The sequence below is a fragment of the Bacillus sp. FSL R10-2780 genome (assembly GCF_038006125.1).
Lineage (GTDB): Bacteria > Bacillota > Bacilli > Bacillales > Bacillaceae_G > Bacillus_A > Bacillus_A cereus_U.
In genome coordinates this window covers 3470701-3493725 of sequence record NZ_JBBOUQ010000001.1, presented here as the reverse complement: position 1 = coordinate 3493725, position 23025 = coordinate 3470701, and the positions used below count along the sequence as shown (strand labels likewise).

Below are 23025 nucleotides of genomic sequence, written 5' to 3'. Positions count from 1 at the left end.
ACATCATATGAAAAAGATTATACTGTCAGTTGTTACAGCACTGTCTGTATTTACATTAGCCGCCTGCGGGGGGAAAGAGGAAAATAAGCTTGTTGTCGGAGCTTCTAACGTGCCGCACGCTGTTATTTTAGAGAAAGCACAACCGATATTAGAGAAAAAAGGTATTAAATTAGAGATTAAAAAATTCCAGGACTATGTGTTACCGAATAAAGCGTTAGCGGATAAAGAAATTGATGCGAACTACTTCCAACACATTCCGTATTTAGATAAAGAAATTCAAGAAAAAGGATATAAAATTGTAAACGCAGGAAAAATTCATTTAGAGCCAATGGGCATTTATTCTAAGAAATATAAAAGCTTAAAAGATCTTCCAGATGGAGGAACGGTTATTATGAGTAATAACGTAGCTGAGCGTGGTCGTATGTTAGCGTTGTTACAAAAAGGCGGCGTTATTAAATTAAAAGACGGTGTAGATGTTGTTAAAGCGACAGTAAAAGATGTTGTAGAAAACCCGAAAAATTTAAAGTTTAAAACAGATGTAGAACCTGGACTTTCACCGAAGCTGTACGAAAACAATGAAGGTGATGCTTTATTTATTAATTCAAACTACGCAATTGATGCGAAATTAAATCCAACAAAGGATGCAATCGCAATTGAAGGATCAGACTCTCCTTACGCAAATATTATCGCAGTTCGTAAAGGTGACGAGAAGAAAAAAGAAATTAAAGAGCTAGTAGAAGTGCTACATTCAAAAGAAATTCAAGATTTTATTAACAAAGAATATAAAGGTGCTGTACTTCCTGTGAACGAATAGGTGCTGGAAAGGGCTGGGAATAACCCAGTCCTTTTTTCTTTATATATATAAGAAGAAAGGTGTATCATAAGAGGATGTAAAGGAAATACTTATATACATTTGTGAAAAAATTGTTACATTTTCTTAGTGTTTGCGATATCATTTTATTTGCTATAAGATTAGAATGAGAATAAAATGAGAATATGAACGTTTTAGTAATTTTTAAAATGTATATAGAGGATTAATGGAGGTATTGAGATGGCTGGTTCTACATTAACGGTTAAAGACTTACACGTATCAATCGACGGTAAAGAAATTTTAAAAGGTGTAAACCTTGAAGTAAAAGGTGGAGAAATCCACGCAATTATGGGACCTAACGGAACAGGTAAATCAACTTTATCTTCTGCGATTATGGGTCACCCAAAGTATGAAGTAACAGAAGGTAGCATCATCATCGACGGTGAAGATGTATTAGAAATGGAAGTAGACGAGCGCGCACAAGCAGGTCTATTCTTAGCAATGCAATATCCAAGTGAAATTAGCGGAGTAACAAACGCTGACTTCTTACGTTCTGCAATTAATGCACGTCGTGAAGAAGGCGAAGAAATTTCTCTTATGAAATTTATCCGTACATTAGATAAAAACATGGAATTCCTAGAAATGGATCCAGAAATGGCACAACGTTACTTAAACGAAGGTTTCTCTGGCGGTGAGAAAAAACGTAATGAGATTCTTCAATTAATGATGATCGAGCCAAAAATTGCAATCTTAGATGAAATCGACTCAGGTCTTGATATCGATGCATTAAAAGTTGTATCTAAAGGTATTAACCAAATGCGCGGCGAAGATTTCGGTTGCCTAATGATTACGCATTACCAACGTTTATTAAACTACATCACTCCAGACTTCGTTCACGTTATGATGAACGGTCGTATCGTTAAATCTGGTGGCCCTGAGCTTGCACAACGTCTAGAAGCTGAAGGTTATGACTGGATTAAAAAAGAATTAGGTATTGAAGACGAAACAGCAGAGCAAGAAGCGTAAGAGAGGAGCATAAACATGACAATCGGTACATTACCTTTCGATCAAGAAACAATCCGTCAGCGCGCAAGCGAAGTAAACGAAGCTGCTTGGTTGACTGAGTTCCGCTTACAAGCTCTTGCACAAGCAATTGAACTTCCAATGCCAACGCCTGATAAAACGAAAATTGAAAAATGGGACTTTATCGGAAAAGGCGACGCTGCTAAGCAAGAGCCTGTAAGTTCTTTAACAGAGCTTCCAGAAGCAGTGAAAAACTTAATCGATGAAAATAACAGCGTATTAGTACAACGTGCTGGTACAACTGCGTTCGTTTCTTTAGCAGACGAAGCGAAAGAAAAAGGTGTTATTTTTACAGACATCGTAACAGCTGCAACAGAGCATGCTGAACTAGTACAAAAGTACTTAATGAAAGACGGCGTGAAAGTAGACGAGCATCGTCTAACTGCACTTCATGCTGCATTAATCAACGGCGGTGCATTCGTATATGTTCCGAAAAACGTTGTTCTTGAAACTCCACTTCAAGCTGTATTCTTAGTAGACGGCGAAGAAGCTAACGTATATAACCACGTATTATTCGTAGCTGATGCGAACAGTACTGCAACATATGTAGAAAACTACGTTGCAAATGAAAATGCTAAAGGTATTGCAAATATCGTAGCAGAAGTAATCGTGGAACAAGGCGCACAAGTGAAATTCGGTGCGGTTGATCTATTAGCAAAAGACGTAACAACTTACGTTAACCGCCGCGGCATTGTTGGACGCGACGCTCGTATTGATTGGGCTCTAGGCCTTATGAATGACGGAAATACAATCTCAGAGAACGTTACGAACTTAATGGGCGACGGATCATTTGCTGATACAAAAACAGTAACAATTGGCCGTGGTAACCAAACACAAAACTTTACAACTAAAGTTGTTCACTTCGGTAAACACTCTGAAGGTTGGATTTTAAAACACGGAGTACAAAAAGATAGTGCAACATCTATCTTTAATGGAATTGGTAAGATTGAACACGGTGCATCTAAATCAAATGCACAACAATCTTCTCGCGTTCTTATGTTAGATGAGAAAGCTCGCGGTGATGCAAACCCAATTCTTTTAATCGATGAAGATGATGTAATGGCAGGTCACGCAGCTTCAGTAGGCCGCGTAGATCCATACCAATTATACTACTTGATGAGCCGTGGGATTCCAAAACGCGAAGCAGAACGTTTAGTCATCCATGGATTCTTAGCACCTGTAGTAAATGAGCTTCCAATTGAAGGAGTAAAAGCACAGCTTGTTGAGGTAATTGAAAGGAAAGTTCGCTAATGAATATTCATGAAATACGCAAACAGTTTCCAATTCTTGATCAAAAAGTGAACGGCAAACAACTTGTTTATTTCGATAGTGCAGCAACTTCTCAAAAACCAATTCAAGTCATTGAAACGTTAGAACGTTATTATAAAGAGTATAATTCTAACGTGCATCGCGGTGTTCATACGCTCGGTACGAAAGCTACCGACGCGTATGAAGGTGCACGTGAGAAAGTTCGCAAGTTTATTAATGCGAAATCAATGGAAGAGATTATTTTCACGCGCGGAACGACAACTGCATTAAATACAGTAGCAGCTAGCTATGGTCTTGATAATGTAAAAGAAGGCGATGAAATCGTCATCTCTTACATGGAGCACCATAGTAACATCATTCCGTGGCAACAAGTTGCGAAGAAAACTGGTGCAACTTTAAAATACCTTCCGCTTCAACTAGACGGTACAATTTCTTTAGAAGATGTTCGTCAAACAGTTACACCGAATACAAAAATCGTTTCTATTATGCACGTGTCAAACGTACTTGGAACGATTAACCCTGTAAAAGAAATCGGAGCAATCGCACACGAAAACGGTGCAATCATGATCGTTGATGGAGCACAAAGTGCACCTCATATGAAAGTGGATGTACAAGATTTAAACTGTGATTTCTACGCATTATCTGCTCATAAGATGTGCGGACCAACAGGTGTCGGCGTATTATATGGTAAGAAAGAATTGCTAAACAATATGGAACCAATTGAATTTGGTGGTGAAATGATTGATTTCGTAGACTTACAAGAGTCTACTTGGAAAGAGCTTCCGTGGAAGTTCGAAGCAGGTACACCGATTATTGGTAATGCAATCGGACTTGGTGCGGCAATTGATTTCCTAGAAGAAATCGGTCTTCATAATATTGAAAAGCATGAACATGAATTAGCGCAATACGCTTTAGAGAGACTATCAGAAGTAGATGGCGTTACAATTTATGGTCCAAAGCATCGCGCTGGTCTAGTTACATTTAATATTGATGAAGTACATCCTCACGATGTAGCAACTGTATTAGATGTAGAAGGCATTGCGGTTCGCGCAGGACATCACTGTGCACAACCACTTATGAAGTGGCTGAAAGCTTCTTCTACAGCACGTGCGAGCTTCTATTTATATAATACAAAAGAAGAAATTGATACATTTGTTGAATCGCTAATCAAGACAAAGGAGTATTTCACAAATGTCATTTAATAATTTAGATACGTTATATCGTCAAGTTATTATGGATCATTACAAAAATCCTCGTAACCATGGCGTGTTAGAAGATAGTGTTACCGTTAACTTGAACAATCCAACTTGCGGCGATCGTATTCAACTTACGATGAAAGTAGAAGAGGGTATTGTACAAGAAGCGAAGTTTGAAGGCGAAGGATGTTCAATTTCAATGTCTTCAGCTTCAATGATGACACAAGCAGTAAAAGGAAAGAAAATTGAAGAGGCTCTTCAGCTTTCTAAAATTTTCTCTGACATGATGCTAGGAAAAGAGTATGATGACAGCATTGATTTAGGAGATATTGAAGCATTACAAGGCGTATGCAAGTTCCCGGCACGTATTAAATGTGCAACATTAGCGTGGAAAGCGTTAGAAAAGGGCTTAAACGAAGATAAGTAATGTTAAAGGTTCCTAAAAACGAGGTTATATAAGGAGGGACACACCAACATGGCGAAGCAACTGCCAGATATCGGCGATTATAAATATGGTTTCAAGGATAAAGACGTTTCGATTTTCCGTGCTGGACGCGGTTTAACAAAAGAGATCGTTGAAGAGATTTCACGTATGAAAGAAGAACCACAGTGGATGTTAGACTTCCGTTTAAAATCACTGGATAAGTTCTATGAAATGCCAATGCCACAATGGGGCGGCGACTTAAACGACTTAGATTTCGATGAAATTACGTACTACGTAAAACCATCTGAGAAATCTGAGAAGTCTTGGGATGAAGTACCTGAGGAAATTAAAGCAACATTTGATAAATTAGGTATTCCTGAAGCTGAGCAAAAATATTTAGCTGGTGTATCTGCACAGTACGAATCTGAAGTTGTATACCACAACATGAAAGAAGACCTAGAAGATCTAGGAGTCGTCTTCAAAGATACAGATAGCGCATTAAAAGAGAACGAAGATATTTTCCGTGAGCATTTCGGAAAAGTAATCCCACCAACAGACAACAAATTCTCTGCATTAAACTCTGCAGTTTGGTCTGGTGGATCATTCATCTACGTTCCAAAAGGTATTAAAGTTGATACACCACTTCAAGCGTATTTCCGTATTAACTCTGAAAATATGGGACAATTCGAGCGTACGCTTATCATCGTAGACGAAGGCGCACACGTACACTACGTAGAAGGTTGTACAGCACCTGTTTACACGACTAACTCACTTCATAGTGCGGTAGTAGAAATCATCATTAAGAAAGATGCATATTGCCGTTATACAACAATCCAAAACTGGGCGAACAACGTATACAACCTAGTTACAAAACGTGCGGTTTGTGAAGAAAACGCAACGATGGAATGGATTGACGGTAACATCGGATCTAAATTAACGATGAAATACCCAGCAGTTATCTTAAAAGGCGAAGGCGCTCGTGGTTTAACATTATCTATCGCGATTGCTGGTAAAGGCCAACACCAAGATGCTGGTGCGAAAATGATTCACCTAGCACCAAACACATCTTCAACAATCGTTTCTAAATCGATTGCGAAGCATGGTGGTAAAGTAACTTACCGTGGTATCGTACAATTCGGACCAAAAGCGAAAAACTCTCGTTCTAACATCGAGTGTGACACGTTAATCATGGATAACCAATCTACATCTGATACAATTCCTTATAACGAAATCAAAAACGATTACGTTTCACTTGAGCACGAAGCGAAAGTATCTAAAGTATCAGAAGAACAATTATTCTACCTAATGAGCCGCGGTATTTCTGAGCAAGAAGCTACAGAAATGATCGTAATGGGCTTCATCGAGCCATTCACTCGCGAACTTCCAATGGAATACGCAGTTGAAATGAACCGCCTAATCAAGTTTGAGATGGAAGGTTCTATTGGTTAATATGTAGAATGAAGGAAGCGCCCTGCATGCAGGGCGCTTTTTTGTGTTGGGTAAGCTGGTCTGGTTGGGAAGGGATACCCAGGTGGGTGTTCGGTAAAATATATCAGCGATTTTTCAAATATATCGACCACAACTTGGAATATATCAGCGATTATTCCAATATATCGACGTTTCGACAAGGAATATCGACTTATCGATAAAATGAGACAAAAGAAATCTCTCATATACCCCTCAACATTCAAATACGAGAGGAGCACCTATATGGAAGTAAGGCAAAGATACTGACAAATCCGCCGAAGACCCAGCCAACAAGCTCTCTGTTAAACTTTCTGACAAATCCCCGCTCCACCAGCTAGAATCATTTCACACACTAGAAAAAGTAATATAAAGTTTTCCATAATAAAAGGGCAATCTTTGGCTTTTTCTTATAATGCGAGTACAATGTAGAATAGCAAGAAAAGACGAAAAGTATTTACAGGATTATTGCGTACGTGTAGCGTAAATGGCAGTAAGGAACTGAGAGGAGGTTTTTTCTCTGAATATAAATAAAGAAACGATCATCCACCTTTATCATACAAACGATATACATAGTCATTTTGAAAATTGGCCGCAAATTTCTCGGTTTGTACTAGGGGAGAAAAAGCGAAGACAGGAAGCGGGAGAGACTGTTTTAACTGTGGATATTGGCGATCATGTGGATCGTTTTCATAGTATTTCGGAAGCGACAAATGGACTTGGGAATACGAAGCTTTTAAATGAGGCGTTATATGATTATGTAACGATCGGAAATAATGAAGGAATTACATTGGCGAAAGAGCATTTGAATCGTCTATATGATGATGCTGGGTTTGAGGTGCTCGTAGCGAATTTATTTGAAAAAGAAGGTGTACGTCCGGCGTGGGCGCGGCCTTATAAATTACATACAACGACAGATGGGATTACGATTGCTTTTATTGGATTAACGGTAGCTTATCCAGAGTTTTATGAAATGCTCGATTGGCATATCGAAGATCCAATCATCCATTTAGAATCTATTTTAGAAGAAGTTAAGGATACAGCTCATATTACGGTTGTACTTTCTCATCTTGGAAAAAGTATGGACGAGTATATGGCTGAGCATTATGATATAGATGTTATTTTAGGGGCACATACGCATCATTTATTTGAGCGCGGTGTTCTTGTGGATAATACTTTGCTTTGCTGTTGTGAAAAGTGGGGACATTACGTTGGACATGTTCAGCTTGCTGTGGATAAAGAGACGAAGAGACTGATGAAAAAAGACGGTAGAGCGATTAAGACAGAACGGTTAGGTGCTTATAGCGAGCCGTTATCCACAATTGAAATGCTAAAGGAAGAAAGTAAACAGATAATGGCTGAGCCTGTCGTTCATTTAAAAGAGTCATTGCCGGTTGATTGGTTTAAGGAGACGACGTTTTCTCATATGTTGGCAAGTGCGCTTAAAGAGTGGTGTAATGCGGATGTTGGGATGGTGAACGCTGGTGTACTTCTTGAGGGATTAAATGAAGGTGTTGTGACGCGCGGAGATATTCATCGAATTTGTCCACATCCAATTAATCCATGTCTGTTAAAAGTACCAGGGAAAACGTTAAGAGAAGTTATTTTGAAAGCGCGCCGCCCGAATATGGAGAATCTTGAGGTGAAAGGATTCGGATTTCGCGGAAAAGTAATGGGGAAAATGATTTACGATGGGCTGGAAGTGATTCCAGATACGATTCCAGGGAATAAAATTTTACTAGAAGATGTATTGATTAACGGCGAATCGCTGGAATTAGACCGTATATATACGGTAGGAACGATTGATATGTTTACATTCGGATACTTATACCCAGAGCTATCCACACTTTCTGACAAACAATATTATATGCCGGAATTACTTAGAGATGTACTAACAGACATGTTGATAACTTATACATCTTCAGTCAAACTATAGGCTAGTTAACTTGTAACACTCATTTTTCTCTTGTCATAAAGATAAGAAAGAGAGGAGTGTGAACTATGGTTAATGTAGAGCCAATTATAATTGATAACTATACGTTCATTGCTGTTAGCGTAAAACTTCCGAAGACAAATTTGCTAGCTGTAATGAGCGATAAAGGATATATTATGTGCGGTGCTCTAGATGTAGGTCTTTTAAATGAGAAGTTAGGCGATCGAGGAATTATTGCTGGCCGTGCGGTTGGTGTAAGAACGATTGAACAACTTCTTGAAGCACCGCTGGAATCAGTAACGATTGAAGCCGAAGCTTTAGGCATTCCGGTAGGCACAATCGGAAAAGATGCACTATTAAAAATGAGATAAGCATATATCGTCCCTCCTTCTTGCATAGAAATAATATAAGAAGGAGGGTTTTCTTATGAGCATATTTCGTTCGAAAAATTCGCGGTTTCGAAGGGGACCGATTTCCTTTCGGTATATACTGCTTATTTCGTTTATTATTTTTATCGTAATGGTAGTTCAAGGTTTATGGATTGTGAATAAAAGTATTCAGCCAACGTTAATTAAGTATGGGGAAACAGAGACGCATAAAATGGCAACAGCAGTTATGACGAAAGCGGTAAAAGACCGAATTAATGAAGGGTTTGATGTAGATTCATTAATGAAAGTACAAACGGATAAGAACGGGAAAGTATCTACAATTGATTTAAATACGAAACAAGTAAATGAAATATTAACATCGACTACTGCATACATAGAGAAATATTTACAACAAGTAGAAAAAGGGGATACGAAAGCACTTGGTATTTTTGAAGAGAACGGGGTATCTATGTCAGTTCCTTTTGGGCGAATAACTGATAATGCGCTTCTTGGTAATATAGGACCAGATATTCCGATTAATTTTACGCCAATTGGTCATGTGAATACAGATATTAAACAGCTAGTTGAGCCGCAAGGAATTAATAATACGGCGATCAAAATTATTATGGAAGTGGAAGTGACGTTACAAGTTATGATTCCGTTACGCACGAAAGAAATTAAGGTGAAGCAAAACATTCCGATTGCGACGCGCATCGTTCAAGGTGAAGTACCTACTTATTACGGAAGTGGCGGAGTTGTTGTACCAGATAAAAAATAACCGTAGCAATTCGCTACGGTTATCGTTTTGTATTTGCTCGTTCTTTTCGTTCCCAAAGGCTTAAATGCATGTATGGATCGAAAGCCCATTCGGTATAGCCATTGTCTTTATACATGCCGAAATGTAAGTGAGGCGGGAACTTTCCAGCTGTACCAGGAGGACCATAACCAGTACTACCGACAAATCCGATTACTTTTCCTGGTTCGACAATTTGTCCGAGCTGTATTTCTTTAGAGAACCCGCCTAAATGAGCGTAATAGTGGTAATTATTATGAAGGTCACGAATACCAATGCGCCATCCACCAAGACGATTCCATCCTTTTGTTTCAATAACGCCATAGCAAGTTGATCGTACTGGTACGCCATATCCAGCAAAAATATCGGTTCCTTCATGAATCCTCCTGCCGCCAAAACTTCTACCAGCACCAAAAGTACTACGATAGCTATGGTCACTGCGAATCGGGAGAGGGAAAGCATTTCCTTCTAAATTAATGCGTCCATAATGTTTATAAATTCGGGCGTATTCTGTAATTAATTCAACTGTTTTTGCACGTCTATAATATTCCCAAAGCATAATGTTAATACGTTCTTCTGACGTTCCTTGTTTCTTTAAAATAGTTGCTGCTGTATACAGAAGATCACGATCGTTATTTGCATTTGCAAATCCATCTTTGTCACCATCTAAACCCATTCCGCCAAATAGAGAAATCGTATGGGGGAGAGTATCATTACTATTAGCAGGTCCAGCCCATATTTCAGGTTTGAAATAAAGGGAAATGATGGCATCTGGTTTTTTCGGAATATCCTTTCTTACGCTCCGTATGTTTCTTTCGTATTGATCCATTGCAGCTAAGTAATACCACGGAATACTTGAAGATTGCTCAGTTTCTTTATATAGTGCCATGCGCTTTTCATATATGCTTTGCTGATTATCTTCACCGTAAGCGATGTTTTGGTGGAGAAGAAAGCAAATCGAAAGCAAAAGAGAAATTTTTCGAAGCATGAAATAGACTCCTTTCACAACATCACTCTTTTTAGTGTGGGATATACGGAGTATTTCATTATAGGGAACGATTGGAAAAAATCTTAGAATCTTCATTTGAGCAAATCGCTTTCATACGTTAGAATAGATATGTTACATTGAAAGAAGCGAACACGGTAAACTATTTCATATTGTGCGGAGTTGATAACCATGACAAAACAAACAGAGTATAAGCGCAAGCCCGAATGGTTGAAAATTAAGTTAAACACGAATGAAAACTATACAGGCTTAAAGAAAATGATGCGTTCTAAAAATCTTCATACAGTTTGTGAAGAGGCGAAATGTCCGAATATTCATGAATGCTGGGCTGTAAGGAAAACAGCAACATTTATGATCTTAGGTGCGGTTTGTACACGTGCTTGTCGTTTTTGTGCGGTTAAAACAGGCTTGCCAACTGAGCTTGATTTACAAGAGCCAGAACGCGTAGCGGATTCTGTAGTACAAATGGGCTTAAAGCACGTTGTTATAACAGCGGTTGCACGTGATGATTTAAAGGACGGCGGAGCAGCTGTTTTTGCTGAAACAGTACGTGCTGTACGTCGTAAAAACCCATTCACATCTATCGAAGTATTACCATCTGATATGGCTGGGGTAGAAGAAAACTTAAAAATGTTAATGGATGCAAAACCAGATATTTTGAACCATAACATTGAAACAGTACGTCGATTATCTAACCGAGTTCGCGCTAGAGCAAAGTATGACCGTTCATTAGAGTTTTTACGTCGAGCAAAAGAAATGCAGCCTGATATTCCAACTAAATCGAGCATTATGGTGGGCTTAGGTGAAACAAGAGAAGATTTAATTGAAGCAATGGATGACTTACGTGCAAACAATGTGGATATTTTAACTCTTGGACAATACCTACAACCATCTAAGAAGCATTTACCAGTTCTTAAATATTACCCACCAGCAGAATTTGCAGAGCTTAAAGAAATTGCACTTAGCAAAGGATTTAGCCACTGTGAAGCTGGCCCACTTGTACGTTCTTCTTATCATGCGGACGAGCAAGTACGTTCTGCGAAAGAAAAAGTAGCAGAAGCGAAATAATGAAAAAGGAGAGCTAATATTAGCTCTCCTTTTTCTTATACTCTAAAACAGTATTTTGACACGTTGATAAAATTCTTTTTAATTCCTCTGTGGATAATTCAATTGTAAATTCGGGTACACCAGGTGTGATTAAAACTTTCTTGTAAGTATAAATCGAACTGTCCACAATAATCGTTACATCTTGTGAATAACCGAAAGGAGCTACACATCCTGGCATGCAACCAGTCTCTTCTCTTAGCTCATCAGGAGAACAGAGAGATAAGCTTTCTCCTGTTATTTCTTTCATCTCTCCTCGGTTGAGGCGAGTTCCCTCTAACGTAAAGAATACGTAATACGCCCCGGCTTTTGATTTTAAAAATAGGCTTTTACTTGGCGTACCTTGTAAGCCGAGCCTTTCACGAACGATGCGATCAGTCTCATAGTCAAGTACTGGCTCGTGTTCAAACTTTTCATAAGAAGCATTTGTTTTATGTAGTAAAGAAAGTACGTCTTCGTACATATTGAATGATACCCCTCTCTATGTTTTACTGCAGCCCTAGCATATCTTCTCGCAGTGTCAACTGAATGTATTGGAAAGGGATATTACTTGGATGGCGCTTCCCATAATCGTTTTATGATAGATTGTTCATCAAGTGTAATTTCATAAATATCAGGATTCGTTAAAGTTTTCCATTCGTCAAAGCCAATAGTATGATCAAAGTGCTTTAAAATTAATGTGAGTAAGTTGCCGTGTGTAACGAGTAATGTTGTGTCATGCTCTAGTGTTAAAACTTCCTGAATAAGTGAGGTGGCGCGATCCATCGCTTGTTTTGTTGACTCTCCGCCCGAAAAGGCAATATCTATATTGGTAAAAGTGTATTCTAGTTTTTGAAGCCAATCATCCATTGAAACAGTACTTAATATACGTTCTGCTAACCGTTCATCTTCTTGAATAGATAAATTAGCTTGGAGGGCATATGGCCGAATAGAATCGATAGCTCGGACAAATGGGCTTGAAATAATATGATCTATTTGTAGATGATTTTCCATGAGGAATGTAGCAACGGTGTTTGATTGGTCTCTTCCCATGTTTGTTAATTCGGCATTACGCTCTTGTCCAGTTGCTGAACAATGCCTGATTACAATAATTTTCTTCATATTTCATCCCCATCTTTCAAGTTGACGATATATACTTCGACAAATGTGGAAAAATCCCTTTTTCTTGGAAAGGGCATAGTGATCTAAGTCTGTGGAAAAGTAATGTGGATAAATCAAAATTTGAGGTGCAATTATGAAAAAAATGATATGTATTGTATTCAGTGTTTGTTTTCTCATACAATTGTCCACAGCATATGCACAATCCAATCAAGAATTAGAATATCCGAGCAATCAAAATAAATCGTTTGTGAATGAAGATCTATTTTATGAACAGTTAGATAAGAAGGTTTATAAGGAATACAAAAATGCAACATATAGCGTTCGTAAAAAAATCTTATTTAAAGAAGTACAAGATGCAGAATTTACCTTCCGACAAAAAACAGCTGTCGGCTGTCGAAGTAGAGTGGTGATTCAAGATTCGTTTGTTCATCCAGATCGCCAAGTTTATTTTTTTGGTTCTTTTTCTCAAGATGAAGGAGATGAGTTTCAGAAGTATATAGTTATAGATGCAGAAACAAAGAAGGAGTTTGTAAGTGGACAAAGCTATCACTATTGCGATAATCCACATAAAAAATAACCCACCAATTGGTGGGTTATTTTTTACTCTGGTACACTCACTAATTTCTCTTTCATTTTTCGAATAAGAACGAAAGCACCAATCGCGAAGAGAAGAGTAATTCCTTCTGCTACAAAGATGTTAATCATTTTTGTTTGGTAAAGTGCTGCGAAAAAGTCTACAAGTGCGTGGAAGAGTATAGCGTATACGAGGAAAATGTATTTCTTTTGTTTTACCGCGTATACGACAAGCATTGTGAAGGCAATTTGCAGTACTAATGCCATAATTCTTTCTAGGCTACCAAGTAAGTAAAAATAGGCAGGTTGCTCTATTAACAAGTCCTTGATATGGCTCAACTGTGGGTATTGTTCAACCATTTGAGCGAAGCTACCATTGTTAATAGATGTTGCAAAGGTAAGAGTTTGAAGCCCAGCGAATCCGCCGACTAAAATCGATTCAATACCGCCGTGTCCAATTCCGTACGCAAGACCGTCCTTATAATCTCGATATTTTTTCAGTAAGTAGTAAAAGGCAACGAAACGACCTAGTTCTTCAAAAATACCAGCAGTCAACCCACCATATATTGCGAAAATAAATGGGTTTTCTAAAATTGGACCTATTGTTGGATTTCCGCGCATGAATAATTGGAATGGTGTTTCGAGAATTTGGGTAAACCCGATAAAGATAAGGACACCAACGCCAACTATTTTCAAATTAATACTATATTTCTTACGGAAATAAACGAGTACAATAATTGGGACCAAAATCGAGAGAATGAGCTGAATTGTGATGCTGGCAATTACAGTATTTGAAACCATACTTTCACCGCTTTCTAATATATGTACATATCTATTATGCATGAAATATAGGCGAGATGAAACTTTTAGCAATAAAATGAATTTACTTATTGACTCTAACGTTGCGTCATACTTTATCGTATGTATTAAGGGGGAGATATGCATGACAATGAGGGTAAAAGAAGTAGCTAATTTAGTTGGAATTAGTGTGCGCACACTGCATCATTACGATGAAATTGGGTTGTTAACCCCAGATGAGACGACAGAGTCTGGATATCGTCTGTATTCCAATGAAAATTTAGAAACGTTGCAGCAAATTTTATTTTTTAAAGAGCTTGGCTTCCCTTTAAAGAAGATTAAGGAGATTATCATGAGTCCTTCATTCGACCGTGAAGAGGCATTACAGCTTCATAAGAAAATGCTTCTTGAAAAGCGGGCTAGATTGGATAAAGTGATAGCGACGATTAATAAAACAATTCAGCATACAAAAGGAGAGATTGAGATGACGAATAAAGAGAAATTTGAAGGATTTGATTTTAGTCATAATCCGTATGAAGAAGAAGCACGTGAACGATGGGGAGATGAGGCTGTAGATAAAGCGAATAAAACAGCGAAGGGTATGTCTACAGAGAAACAGGAGGAGTTTAATAATATTTACAGAAAGCTAGCAACACTTCGAAATGGAGCACCGGATTCTAAAGAGGCGCAAGAAGCAATCGGGGTATGGTACGATTACTTGCAAAACTTCGGTGAATATTCATTAGAGGCCTTTAAGGGACTCGGTCAAATGTATGTTGCTGATGAGCGCTTTACGAAAAATATCGATAAGTTTGGCGGGGGATTAGCGCAGTTTATGTGTGATGCGATGGAGGTTTATGCGGATCGTAAGAAATAGTAAAAAGGTGGATGTTTTCTCCACCTTTTTATTTTTTTATCATATTATTTAAAGTTTGATCCCCCGTATTATTCAAATGAGGATTTTTGCTCATTTCACGTTTTAACATATCAAGACTTTGTTCATATTCTTTATCGTTTAAGCTACCAGATTGGAGACCTTGAATTTGAGAAATCAACTTTTGGTTTGTTGATACATATGCTTTATAATAGCGAGGGACGATGGACAAAGCTGTTTTATATACTTGATCTGTTACGAGTTTCGGATCCGTTGTGTTTGCACGGTATACAACGAACACTTCGTCGTCGGTAACGAGTGTAGCGGCATTGGTGACGTCAGGAAGTTTGACTGTCATGCTCGTAATCATTTCGGCGACTTTCTCACGGTTAATAGCGCCTACTTGCTTGTTAGATACTTCATGCTTCTGTTTAGAAGAATAACCGACTCTCGTGAGTCTTGTATTTGTGTTTTCCGTATGATACATGTCGTTTTTATTGGAAACAAGAACACGACTTCCTTCTTCACGCTCCATTTCGGCTTTATTAGTTGATTGGCAGCCTGCAAATAAGGAAAGAGTGAGAAGAGAGAGGATAATTTGCTTTTTCACGATGTATCACCTCCTTCTCCATAGCATGCACTAATTTTCAATTTTTTGTATTTGAAATTGTTGGTTGTTATGCTTTGTGATACGATAAAAAGAAGAATGCTTAGAGAGGAAGTTCATAATGGAGCAAAAGCAAGAGATTCATACTACGGTGAGCGTTAATAATGTTCAGTACGAAGTAATTAAAAACTTTCGTGACGGTTTTAGTGAAGAAGCACTTAAAGAGCGCTATGCAGAAATTTTAAATAAATATGATTATATCGTTGGAGACTGGGGTTATGAGCAACTTAGATTGCGTGGATTCTTTGATGATAGTAATCAACGTTCGACATATGATACGAAAATTAGTACTTTATCGGAGTATTTATACGAGTACTGTAACTTCGGTTGTGCACATTTTGTATTACGAAAAGTGAAGAAATAAAAAAATCCTCTTACGATTGTAAGAGGATTTTTTCATAGCAGTTATACCAATTATGAGGAGGCTGTTTACTTTTGAAATAAACAGCACCTCGGCAAATATAATTGTTTTTTTCATATAGGCCTAATGAAACGGGATTACCTGTAAAACAATCTAGGCGTATTCCTTTGTAGCTCATCTGCCTTGCTTCGCTTTCCCAAAAGGATAATAGTACTTTACTATATCCTTTGCCTTGCGCGAGCGGATGGATGACAAAAGAGTGGACGATAAGAAAGTGTCCTTCTGTTTCTGACCAGTCAATTAATTTGTATTCTGGAGACTCTGCTTCGTTTAAGACAACAGCGCCGACAAGTACTTGGTCTTGGAATAGACAATATAATTCGTCTTGTTCTAAATGATAGGAAATGTGTTCTCGCGTCGGATAAGAATCATCCCATTGATAAATTTTGTTCTGTAAGAGTGCTTCTTTACATTCTGCATACATCACATCTAATTCGTCCAATAAATCAATTGTGCCTTTTCTTATTTTTAGCATAATCGTCTCCTTTATAAACAAATTGAGATGAAATCACCTTCAGTGAGTGTTGTGTTTGGTTTCAGGTGTCGTCCGTTTAACTGAATACGACCATTTTTAATTTTATCCACAATGGCAGCGCGGCTCCAATCTGAAATATATGTGGATAATGCTTTATCAATTCGGTGAGATCCGAGAACAATTTCTAATGTTATTGTTATTTCTTCTATACCACTTTCTTTATACTCTGTAATAGAAATAATCGTGTTTGTTTCAGTTTGTTCTTGCTGAGCCATATCGACAGTTTCGACATGATCAGTAAATGATTTATAAATGTGAAGCTTTTGGTTCCACGTATGATCTTTCGGACATTTATAAATTGCAAATCGGTATATGTTTTTTCCATTTGCGTTATGCCTGCGAATATTCGTATCAGTAAAAAGGGTAGTACGCCTACAATTTTTACAATATCTTTCGATTGTGGATAACTCGTTTTCATATAAACTCCAAGAAAGTTGTACTTTCTGCATTTTCCTTCACCTCTTATATTAGTGGCAAAGGAACGTAATACAGCTATTTGGATGTCTTGTAGTATGAAGACATGAGAAGTAGACAAAAATAAAAGGAGATTCCCCCAAGAGGAACCTCCGTAAACATCATACTACAGATGCGTTACGTTCCTTCGTAATGGGAATGGGCAGACTACTCCCTTGAAAAAGCACGGTGCTTTTTTGAGAGTAATGCTATCCAATTGCTGGTCCATTACAAAGTAAATGTTGGCATACGTAGATAACGTCCTTTCTATCCAAATAGATTTGTTCATAAGTATAACATGGAAGATTGAAAATTCAAAACTCTTATAATGAAAAAACACCAGCTATTTTAGCTGGTGTATAAGATAAATTATATAAGTTCAAATAAAAATGAGCGTAATTCTTCTGCATTTTCTTCAGACATCGAAAATGCATGCTCTAAGTAGCCTGGTTCGTTTAAATCGTCAGGACCGATGATAGCAAATTTGTTGCTCTGCATATCAAGGACTATCGTTTTACCGTAATGACGATCGGAGTATAGAAGCGCTAAATCATGACGCTCATTTTCCCCCAGAAAGCTAACGAAACGAGTTTTTGTAGCGACAGTATCGTCGTACAGAAAGAAACGTTCTTCCATACACATGGCTCCTTTATTAAATATCTAAGTTTAAGTGTGGTTTATGGTCTAAATGGTGGTGTGTTTTAATAAATCGTACCGTTCTTGTTTTGTAACGCATAACGATAGAATATGTTTCAGCTAAATCTCCGCCAAGGAATTTCACGCCGTCTAATAATTCACCAGCAGATACACCTGTTGCTGAGAAGATTGCGTCATCACCAGATACTAAGTCATCTAACATAAGAAGTTGACGAGGATCTTCTAATCCCATTTCACGACAACGAGCTTCTTCTTCTTCGTTCATTGGAACTAAGCGAGCTTGCATTTCACCTTCAAGGCATTTTAATGCTGCTGCAGAAATAACGCCTTCTGGAGCTCCGCCTACACCTACGAATAAGTCGATACCTGTTCCAGGTAAAGCTGTAGCGATTGATGCACCAACATCTCCATCACCAAATAATTTTACGCGTGCACCTTTTGCACGAACACGGTCAATAATATCTTGATGACGTTCACGTTCTTGGATGATAACCGTTAGGTCACGAATTTTTTTATTGTTTGCTTCTGCTACAATATCAATTGTTTTTTCAATTGGATCATCTAAGCTAATTTTACCAGCTGCTTTTGGACCAACCGCGATTTTTTCCATGTACATATCCGGAGCATGAAGAAGGTTTCCTTTATCTGCGATTGCGATAACTGCCATTGCATTTGCAAGGCCTTTCGCAACGATGTTTGTACCTTCTAACGGGTCAACGGCGATATCTACTTCTGGACCGTTACCTGTTCCTAGTTCTTCACCAATATACAACATCGGTGCTTCATCAAGTTCTCCTTCACCGATTACAACTGTACCTGCCATGTTTACTGAATCGAACATATCACGCATAGCTGTAGTTGCTGCATCATCTGCTTCGTTTTTCTTTCCGCGGCCCATCCACTGTGCGGATGCTAAGGCTGCTGCTTCTGTTACACGGACAATTTCTAGTGCGAGTTCACGTTCCAAGGTTGCATTCCTCCAATTTCAAAAATCATACAAATATAACTATAACAAATAACGAGGAAAAGGTGAATTCGAAAAATTGTCGATTTTTTCAGAAGAAAGCGTTACAATTAAAATGTAAATGCTTTAATTTCCAGGTAGGTGACATTCATGTACTTCGTAGACAGAAAGAAAATAGAACAAATGCTAGTATGTTTAGAACGAGCAACAAATACATTTCAAGAGAAAAAGACATATGAAACCGAGTTTGAATTTTACGCATTAGAGCGCATGGCGCATCTTATTATCGATTGTATATTAGATGTAGGGAATGCGATGATTGATGGATTTATTATGCGCGATCCAGGAAGTTACGAAGATATTATTGATATTTTAATGGACGAGAGAGTTATAAGTGGAGAAGAGGGAGCGCATATTAAAGAAATTATTCTTCTTCGAAAAATGCTTACGCAAGATTATATTCAAATGAATCATGATGAATTATATAAGACGATTCAAAAACATATCGCCGTGGTAGAGAAATACCCAGCGAATATTCACAGTTATTTAGAAAAGGAATTAGGGCCTGTATCTGCATTTGTACCAGAATAATTGTGCTTATAAGATCCCCGGGGATTCCTTTGGGGATCTTATATTGTATATGAGAAAAGGGAGAAGGGCGAGTTATGGGGCAAGCACGTACGACGAAAGAAGAGATTGTACAATTGTTGAAGGTAAAGGGCGAGCATACTGTAGCAGAATTAGCCGAAGCTTTAGAAATTACGGAAATGGCAATTCGAAGGCATTTAAGTAATCTTGAGAAAGATGAGCTAATTTATTCAAAGATGGTAAGGCAGCATGTTGGACGACCAACATATTTGTATGGATTAAGTCAAAAGGGAGAAGATACATTCCCGAAAGAATATAAGCAGTTTGCTATTGAAATACTAGATGATTTAGCTCGAATGGGCGATGAAAAAATGCTTCGTTACGTTTTACAAGCGAGAACAAAACGAATGGAAGAGCAGTTGCAAAAGAAGATAAGTAATCAAAGTAATTTAGCGTATAAAGTACAGGAAATAGCCGCTATGCAAGAGAAAAATGGTTATATGGTTCAAGTAAAGAGAGATGGGGAACGTTCTTTCATACTTGAAAAGCAAAACTGTCCGTTAAAGGAAATAGCGGAGAAATTCCCGCAAGTGTGTGAAGATGAAAAAGATATGTACAAGCGGTTATTTGTAGATGCAAATGTGAAGACGTTAACGAACATGTGTGAAGGCGATTGTAATTGCTCGTATCAAATAAAAGAGAAAAAATGAACGTTATGGGACGCTTTAGGGTAAAGCGTTTTTTTCTTTTGAAAAAGGGGTTAATATAAGAGTGGTATGATAGGTGAGAACGTTAGCATAGAAGGAGAGAAAAATAGATGTATAAAGGCTATTTAATTGACCTAGACGGTACGATGTATCGCGGTGAAGAACAAATTGAAGAAGCAAGCGACTTCGTAAAAGCATTAGGAGAACGCGGTATTCCATATTTATTCGTTACAAATAACTCAACTCGTAAACCAGAACAAGTTGCAGAAAAACTTGTTCGTTTCGATATTCCAGCGAAAGCGGAGCAAGTATTCACAACGAGCATGGCTACAGCGAACTTTATTTATGAGCGTAAACAAGATGCAACTGTATATATGATTGGTGAAGAGGGCTTACATGATGCTCTTGTTGAAAAAGGATTTGAACTTGTGGATGAAAATCCTGATTTCGTCGTTGTTGGATTAGATCGCGACATCACATATGAAAAGTTAGCAAAAGCATGTCTTGCTGTGCGTAACGGTGCAACGTTTATTTCAACAAATGGGGATATCGCAATTCCGACCGAGCGCGGATTATTACCGGGTAACGGTTCATTAACATCAGTTGTAGCAGTATCAACAGGTGTGGATCCAATCTTTATTGGAAAACCAGAATCAATCATTATGGAACAAGCGTTAAAAGTGCTTGGCGTAGGAAAAGAAGAAGCTTTAATGGTTGGGGATAACTACGATACAGATATTTTAGCGGGGATAAATGCTGGTATGCATACCCTTATTGTCCACACTGGAGTAACAACTGTGGAGAAGTTAACAGAATATGAAGTACAACCGACGCAAGTTGTGCATAACTTGACGGAGTGGATTGAGAAGATGTAATGAAGGGCAGGTAACCGGAAGAGGTTGCCTGTTTTTTTATGCATAATTGCATATGTACTATAGGTATATAAAATGTAAAATTTACATGTAATGATATAAAAGGGAGGGAATAAGAGTGTACTGGATGTCATGCATTATGTTTGTTTTTACATTATGTGTTTTGTTCTTTGTTCTATGGAAGATATATAAAATAAATGAAATGAAAAAAAGCGCGGGAAAACTTATTGCAACATATCCTCGGGTGAAGCGACGTTGGATTGCATTACTTGGACCAGCGTACTTCATCGGGCAATGTATGTATATATATGCTCAGTACATAAGTGGTGATATTGGTACAGTTGAACAGTTTCTCGTTCAGTTAGGTATTCATGCTGTAGCAAGTTGTTTTATGACTTTAATAGCTATCCATCTTATTAAAAGTGTACAAATATATGACAAAGGTGTAATAGACGGATTAAACTTTTATTCATACGAAGAATTAAAAGGCTATAAAACATCAACATGGGAAAATCCAAAAGAAAATATATTTTTATATCGCGGGCGAGAAAAAATGAATGACAATGTAAATTTACTTATTAGACAGGAAGATATGAATGAATTAGAAAGTATACTTCAAAGATATATTCCGAAATTGATGATGAAATAAAAAACTCCGGTTGTTATAACCGGAGTTTTTTATTAAAATGCACGATTCACAACGTCTTTAACTTCTTCAAGATATTGTTTACGCACACTGTCATCCACAGAAGGAACACTTGTATAGAATGTATGCTCAAGTGTTTCAATGCCTGTAAATTCAAAAATACCAACATCCGCTGTTTTCTTCATTGCGTCAAACATACCGCCTGCTGTGTATGCTTCTTTCGTATTACCCATTGTAGATAATAACAATCCTTTTTTACCGCTTAATAACTTTTCAATGCCACTTTCACCGTAAGCATAAGCGAAGCCGTGGCTAAATACACGGTCAACGTATCCTTTTAAAATAGCAGGAAGACCAGCCCACCAAACTGGGTAAATGAATGTAATACTATCAGCCCAAGAGATATGCTCTTGTTCTTCTTTAATATCTTCTGGTGTATTTCCTTGGGAAAATGAGATGAAATCGGAAGCACCTAATACTGGATTGAAGTTTAATTCGTATAAATCACGAACGCGTACTTCATGACCTTTTCCTTCTAATTCACTTTTTACAGTTTCTAAAATTGCATGATTGAAGCTTTCTATATTCGGGTGTGCATAAACGATTACATGTTTCATTGTTCTTCCTCCTAATTGTGGATATGTGAATAGTTTTTATATATTCGTGTAACTATTATGGTTACTTTTTTTACGAGAGTCAATTTTTCTGACGTGAGAAATAAAGTGAAATTTTAATCGGTGGGGGGTGTCCATCCCGCACTGATTATTTGCTCACACTAATCGGGCACTTACTGCCGGTTAATATAAATGTTAGTATATTACAAAAAAATACAAAATAGTAGGAATTTTTCATTTCGAATAGAATATATAGATTGGTAAATAGAAAGAGAAGGGGATATAGGGATGAATATTATTGAAATTGAAAGGTTAGAAAAATCGTTTGATATTGGGGATAGTAAAGTAAAAATCTTAAAAGATATTAATCTTCAAATTCAAAAAGGAGATTTTGTTTGTATTATGGGGGCAAGTGGATCGGGTAAAACGACCTTACTTCAGCTGTTAGGTGGATTAGATATTCCATCGGTAGGTAGTATTCGAGTTGATGGTACGGAGATTTCAACATTAAAAGAAAAAGAGCTCGCTTTATTTAGAAGGCATAAAATCGGTTTTATTTTTCAGCAGTTTAATTTAATTCCAGTGTTTAATGCGGAGGAAAATGTAGGTCTGCCTTTACTATTAGATAATGTTTCGCAAAAGAAGGCAACGGTGACAGCAAATCGTTTATTAGAGCTCGTTGGATTGAAAGGAAAAGAAAAGCATTTACCAGCACAGTTATCAGGTGGGCAACAGCAAAGGGTTGCGATAGCAAGAGCTTTTGCAAATGAGCCGGCTATTATATTAGCAGATGAGCCAACAGGGGCTTTAGATTCAGAAAATAGCAAAAATATTATTGCGGCACTTCGCAATGCATGTGATGAATTAGGGCAAACAGCTGTCATTGTAACGCACGATCCGTTCGTAGCGGCCCATGCTGATAAAGTTGTTTTCTTATTAGATGGTGAAGTGATTCATGAGCATGCTGAAAGTAAAGGATGGAAATTTCGAAATATCCCGCAACAAGTTACTCAAATTCAAGAGATTATGAATCGTCACTTTAAAGTAGGAGGTAAAGGTGATGCGATGGGTAATTAAGTATGCGGTAAAATCGATGAAACAAAA

The 23025-nt window shown here is 37.7% G+C and carries 28 protein-coding genes; 18 read left to right on the top strand and 10 right to left on the bottom strand.

Features of this window, described 5'->3' with window-relative positions:
* Positions 1-7 precede the first annotated feature (7 nt).
* The 9 genes from metQ to yunB all read left to right on the top strand — a co-directional run bounded on the left by metQ (position 8) and on the right by yunB (position 9326).
* Complete coding sequence (gene metQ, locus NSQ47_RS18350) at positions 8-814, top strand: methionine ABC transporter substrate-binding lipoprotein MetQ (protein WP_088079620.1); 807 nt, start codon at positions 8-10, stop codon at positions 812-814.
* 237 nt (positions 815-1051) lie between these two features.
* Positions 1052-1837 carry a Fe-S cluster assembly ATPase SufC gene (sufC, locus tag NSQ47_RS18345; protein ID WP_002112662.1) on the top strand — a complete coding sequence of 262 codons (786 nt, stop codon included), beginning with the start codon at positions 1052-1054 and terminating at the stop codon, positions 1835-1837.
* A gap of 15 nt (positions 1838-1852) precedes the next feature.
* Complete coding sequence (sufD, locus tag NSQ47_RS18340; protein ID WP_215572166.1) at positions 1853-3145, top strand: Fe-S cluster assembly protein SufD; 1293 nt, start codon at positions 1853-1855, stop codon at positions 3143-3145.
* Complete coding sequence (gene sufS / locus NSQ47_RS18335) at positions 3145-4365, top strand: cysteine desulfurase SufS (protein WP_078173447.1); 1221 nt, start codon at positions 3145-3147, stop codon at positions 4363-4365. Before sufD ends, sufS begins: the two co-directional genes overlap by 1 nt.
* Positions 4355-4786, top strand: coding sequence for a Fe-S cluster assembly sulfur transfer protein SufU (gene sufU, locus NSQ47_RS18330; RefSeq protein WP_000009523.1), 432 nt, complete (start codon positions 4355-4357; stop codon positions 4784-4786). Before sufS ends, sufU begins: the two co-directional genes overlap by 11 nt.
* 48 nt (positions 4787-4834) lie before the next feature.
* Positions 4835-6232, top strand: coding sequence for a Fe-S cluster assembly protein SufB (sufB, locus tag NSQ47_RS18325; RefSeq protein ID WP_002015928.1), 1398 nt, complete (start codon positions 4835-4837; stop codon positions 6230-6232).
* Between the two features lie 535 nt (positions 6233-6767).
* On the top strand, positions 6768-8183 hold the full coding sequence (locus tag NSQ47_RS18320; RefSeq protein ID WP_341038247.1) for a bifunctional metallophosphatase/5'-nucleotidase: 1416 nt from the start codon (positions 6768-6770) through the stop codon (positions 8181-8183).
* 65 nt (positions 8184-8248) lie between these two features.
* Positions 8249-8551: a YunC family protein gene (locus NSQ47_RS18315; RefSeq protein ID WP_002112658.1), complete on the top strand. Its 303-nt coding sequence runs from the start codon at positions 8249-8251 to the stop codon at positions 8549-8551.
* Between the two features lie 55 nt (positions 8552-8606).
* A complete protein-coding gene (gene yunB, locus NSQ47_RS18310; protein WP_016106534.1) occupies positions 8607-9326 on the top strand; it encodes a sporulation protein YunB in 720 nt (239 codons plus the stop codon).
* Between the two features lie 19 nt (positions 9327-9345).
* On the opposite strand, the gene NSQ47_RS18305 is transcribed toward yunB, so the two are convergent.
* Entirely contained in the window at positions 9346-10329 is a 984-nt protein-coding gene (locus tag NSQ47_RS18305; protein ID WP_199715686.1) for a M23 family metallopeptidase, read from the bottom strand.
* Between the two features lie 189 nt (positions 10330-10518).
* On the opposite strand from NSQ47_RS18305, the gene lipA reads away from it, so the two are divergent.
* A complete protein-coding gene (lipA, locus tag NSQ47_RS18300; protein ID WP_002112653.1) occupies positions 10519-11415 on the top strand; it encodes a lipoyl synthase in 897 nt (298 codons plus the stop codon).
* A gap of 19 nt (positions 11416-11434) precedes the next feature.
* On the opposite strand, the gene NSQ47_RS18295 is transcribed toward lipA, so the two are convergent.
* The gene (locus NSQ47_RS18295; RefSeq protein WP_002145059.1) at positions 11435-11914 is read right to left on the bottom strand and encodes a YbaK/EbsC family protein; all 480 of its coding nucleotides are present in this window, start codon (positions 11912-11914) and stop codon (positions 11435-11437) included.
* 83 nt (positions 11915-11997) lie between these two features.
* Positions 11998-12552, bottom strand: a complete 555-nt coding sequence (locus NSQ47_RS18290) for a histidine phosphatase family protein (protein WP_215569399.1) — start codon at positions 12550-12552, stop codon at positions 11998-12000.
* Positions 12553-12685: 133 nt separating this feature from the next.
* On the opposite strand from NSQ47_RS18290, the gene NSQ47_RS18285 reads away from it, so the two are divergent.
* Positions 12686-13129: a hypothetical protein gene (locus tag NSQ47_RS18285; RefSeq protein WP_078179382.1), complete on the top strand. Its 444-nt coding sequence runs from the start codon at positions 12686-12688 to the stop codon at positions 13127-13129.
* 23 nt (positions 13130-13152) lie between these two features.
* On the opposite strand, the gene NSQ47_RS18280 is transcribed toward NSQ47_RS18285, so the two are convergent.
* The gene (locus NSQ47_RS18280; protein WP_341037603.1) at positions 13153-13968 is read right to left on the bottom strand and encodes a YhfC family intramembrane metalloprotease; all 816 of its coding nucleotides are present in this window, start codon (positions 13966-13968) and stop codon (positions 13153-13155) included.
* Between the two features lie 100 nt (positions 13969-14068).
* On the opposite strand from NSQ47_RS18280, the gene NSQ47_RS18275 reads away from it, so the two are divergent.
* Positions 14069-14800 (top strand): MerR family transcriptional regulator, encoded by a 732-nt coding sequence (locus tag NSQ47_RS18275; RefSeq protein ID WP_204209658.1) that lies wholly within the window; start codon positions 14069-14071, stop codon positions 14798-14800.
* Between the two features lie 28 nt (positions 14801-14828).
* Here NSQ47_RS18275 and NSQ47_RS18270 read toward each other — a convergent pair whose 3' ends face one another.
* Entirely contained in the window at positions 14829-15407 is a 579-nt protein-coding gene (locus NSQ47_RS18270) for a YhcN/YlaJ family sporulation lipoprotein (protein WP_002112644.1), read from the bottom strand.
* Positions 15408-15525: 118 nt separating this feature from the next.
* Between NSQ47_RS18270 and NSQ47_RS18265 the strand changes: the two genes are divergently transcribed.
* On the top strand, positions 15526-15828 hold the full coding sequence (locus NSQ47_RS18265) for a YutD family protein (RefSeq protein ID WP_002015914.1): 303 nt from the start codon (positions 15526-15528) through the stop codon (positions 15826-15828).
* A 10-nt stretch (positions 15829-15838) separates the two neighbouring features.
* Here NSQ47_RS18265 and NSQ47_RS18260 read toward each other — a convergent pair whose 3' ends face one another.
* The 4 genes from NSQ47_RS18260 to glpX all read right to left on the bottom strand — a co-directional run bounded on the left by NSQ47_RS18260 (position 15839) and on the right by glpX (position 18497).
* Positions 15839-16360: a GNAT family N-acetyltransferase gene (locus NSQ47_RS18260; protein ID WP_002160005.1), complete on the bottom strand. Its 522-nt coding sequence runs from the start codon at positions 16358-16360 to the stop codon at positions 15839-15841.
* An 11-nt stretch (positions 16361-16371) separates the two neighbouring features.
* Positions 16372-16869, bottom strand: a complete 498-nt coding sequence (locus NSQ47_RS18255; RefSeq protein ID WP_341037600.1) for a cytoplasmic protein — start codon at positions 16867-16869, stop codon at positions 16372-16374.
* Between the two features lie 373 nt (positions 16870-17242).
* Positions 17243-17509, bottom strand: coding sequence for a DUF3055 domain-containing protein (locus NSQ47_RS18250; protein ID WP_002112635.1), 267 nt, complete (start codon positions 17507-17509; stop codon positions 17243-17245).
* 16 nt (positions 17510-17525) lie between these two features.
* On the bottom strand, positions 17526-18497 hold the full coding sequence (gene glpX / locus NSQ47_RS18245) for a class II fructose-bisphosphatase (protein ID WP_002015911.1): 972 nt from the start codon (positions 18495-18497) through the stop codon (positions 17526-17528).
* 147 nt (positions 18498-18644) lie between these two features.
* Here glpX and NSQ47_RS18240 point away from each other — a divergent pair, with 147 nt between their 5' ends.
* The 4 genes from NSQ47_RS18240 to NSQ47_RS18225 all read left to right on the top strand — a co-directional run bounded on the left by NSQ47_RS18240 (position 18645) and on the right by NSQ47_RS18225 (position 21310).
* Positions 18645-19085, top strand: coding sequence for a DUF86 domain-containing protein (locus tag NSQ47_RS18240; protein ID WP_002015910.1), 441 nt, complete (start codon positions 18645-18647; stop codon positions 19083-19085).
* A gap of 74 nt (positions 19086-19159) precedes the next feature.
* The gene (locus NSQ47_RS18235; RefSeq protein WP_215580001.1) at positions 19160-19792 is read left to right on the top strand and encodes a helix-turn-helix transcriptional regulator; all 633 of its coding nucleotides are present in this window, start codon (positions 19160-19162) and stop codon (positions 19790-19792) included.
* Between the two features lie 107 nt (positions 19793-19899).
* Entirely contained in the window at positions 19900-20664 is a 765-nt protein-coding gene (locus NSQ47_RS18230) for a TIGR01457 family HAD-type hydrolase (protein ID WP_088079613.1), read from the top strand.
* Between the two features lie 115 nt (positions 20665-20779).
* On the top strand, positions 20780-21310 hold the full coding sequence (locus NSQ47_RS18225; protein ID WP_002112632.1) for a hypothetical protein: 531 nt from the start codon (positions 20780-20782) through the stop codon (positions 21308-21310).
* Positions 21311-21342: 32 nt separating this feature from the next.
* On the opposite strand, the gene NSQ47_RS18220 is transcribed toward NSQ47_RS18225, so the two are convergent.
* Entirely contained in the window at positions 21343-21924 is a 582-nt protein-coding gene (locus NSQ47_RS18220) for an NAD(P)H-dependent oxidoreductase (RefSeq protein WP_341037597.1), read from the bottom strand.
* Between the two features lie 285 nt (positions 21925-22209).
* Here NSQ47_RS18220 and NSQ47_RS18215 point away from each other — a divergent pair, with 285 nt between their 5' ends.
* Positions 22210-22998: an ABC transporter ATP-binding protein gene (locus tag NSQ47_RS18215; protein ID WP_088079612.1), complete on the top strand. Its 789-nt coding sequence runs from the start codon at positions 22210-22212 to the stop codon at positions 22996-22998.
* Positions 22999-23025 lie beyond the last annotated feature (27 nt).

Bases quoted from the DNA above. Each gene is read 5' to 3' on its own strand.
- metQ (WP_088079620.1), top strand. From the start codon at position 8: ATGAAAAAGATTATACTGTCAGTTGTTACAGCACTGTCTGTATTTACA.
- sufC (WP_002112662.1), top strand. From the start codon at position 1,052: ATGGCTGGTTCTACATTAACGGTTAAAGACTTACACGTATCAATCGAC.
- sufD (WP_215572166.1), top strand. From the start codon at position 1,853: ATGACAATCGGTACATTACCTTTCGATCAAGAAACAATCCGTCAGCGC.
- sufS (WP_078173447.1), top strand. From the start codon at position 3,145: ATGAATATTCATGAAATACGCAAACAGTTTCCAATTCTTGATCAAAAA.
- sufU (WP_000009523.1), top strand. From the start codon at position 4,355: ATGTCATTTAATAATTTAGATACGTTATATCGTCAAGTTATTATGGAT.
- sufB (WP_002015928.1), top strand. From the start codon at position 4,835: ATGGCGAAGCAACTGCCAGATATCGGCGATTATAAATATGGTTTCAAG.
- NSQ47_RS18315 (WP_002112658.1), top strand. From the start codon at position 8,249: ATGGTTAATGTAGAGCCAATTATAATTGATAACTATACGTTCATTGCT.
- yunB (WP_016106534.1), top strand. From the start codon at position 8,607: ATGAGCATATTTCGTTCGAAAAATTCGCGGTTTCGAAGGGGACCGATT.
- NSQ47_RS18305 (WP_199715686.1), bottom strand. From the start codon at position 10,329: ATGCTTCGAAAAATTTCTCTTTTGCTTTCGATTTGCTTTCTTCTCCAC.
- lipA (WP_002112653.1), top strand. From the start codon at position 10,519: ATGACAAAACAAACAGAGTATAAGCGCAAGCCCGAATGGTTGAAAATT.
- NSQ47_RS18295 (WP_002145059.1), bottom strand. From the start codon at position 11,914: ATGTACGAAGACGTACTTTCTTTACTACATAAAACAAATGCTTCTTAT.
- NSQ47_RS18290 (WP_215569399.1), bottom strand. From the start codon at position 12,552: ATGAAGAAAATTATTGTAATCAGGCATTGTTCAGCAACTGGACAAGAG.
- NSQ47_RS18285 (WP_078179382.1), top strand. From the start codon at position 12,686: ATGAAAAAAATGATATGTATTGTATTCAGTGTTTGTTTTCTCATACAA.
- NSQ47_RS18280 (WP_341037603.1), bottom strand. From the start codon at position 13,968: ATGCATAATAGATATGTACATATATTAGAAAGCGGTGAAAGTATGGTT.
- NSQ47_RS18275 (WP_204209658.1), top strand. From the start codon at position 14,069: ATGACAATGAGGGTAAAAGAAGTAGCTAATTTAGTTGGAATTAGTGTG.
- NSQ47_RS18265 (WP_002015914.1), top strand. From the start codon at position 15,526: ATGGAGCAAAAGCAAGAGATTCATACTACGGTGAGCGTTAATAATGTT.
- NSQ47_RS18260 (WP_002160005.1), bottom strand. From the start codon at position 16,360: ATGCTAAAAATAAGAAAAGGCACAATTGATTTATTGGACGAATTAGAT.
- NSQ47_RS18255 (WP_341037600.1), bottom strand. From the start codon at position 16,869: ATGCAGAAAGTACAACTTTCTTGGAGTTTATATGAAAACGAGTTATCC.
- NSQ47_RS18250 (WP_002112635.1), bottom strand. From the start codon at position 17,509: ATGGAAGAACGTTTCTTTCTGTACGACGATACTGTCGCTACAAAAACT.
- NSQ47_RS18240 (WP_002015910.1), top strand. From the start codon at position 18,645: ATGTACTTCGTAGACAGAAAGAAAATAGAACAAATGCTAGTATGTTTA.
- NSQ47_RS18235 (WP_215580001.1), top strand. From the start codon at position 19,160: ATGGGGCAAGCACGTACGACGAAAGAAGAGATTGTACAATTGTTGAAG.
- NSQ47_RS18230 (WP_088079613.1), top strand. From the start codon at position 19,900: ATGTATAAAGGCTATTTAATTGACCTAGACGGTACGATGTATCGCGGT.
- NSQ47_RS18220 (WP_341037597.1), bottom strand. From the start codon at position 21,924: ATGAAACATGTAATCGTTTATGCACACCCGAATATAGAAAGCTTCAAT.
- NSQ47_RS18215 (WP_088079612.1), top strand. From the start codon at position 22,210: ATGAATATTATTGAAATTGAAAGGTTAGAAAAATCGTTTGATATTGGG.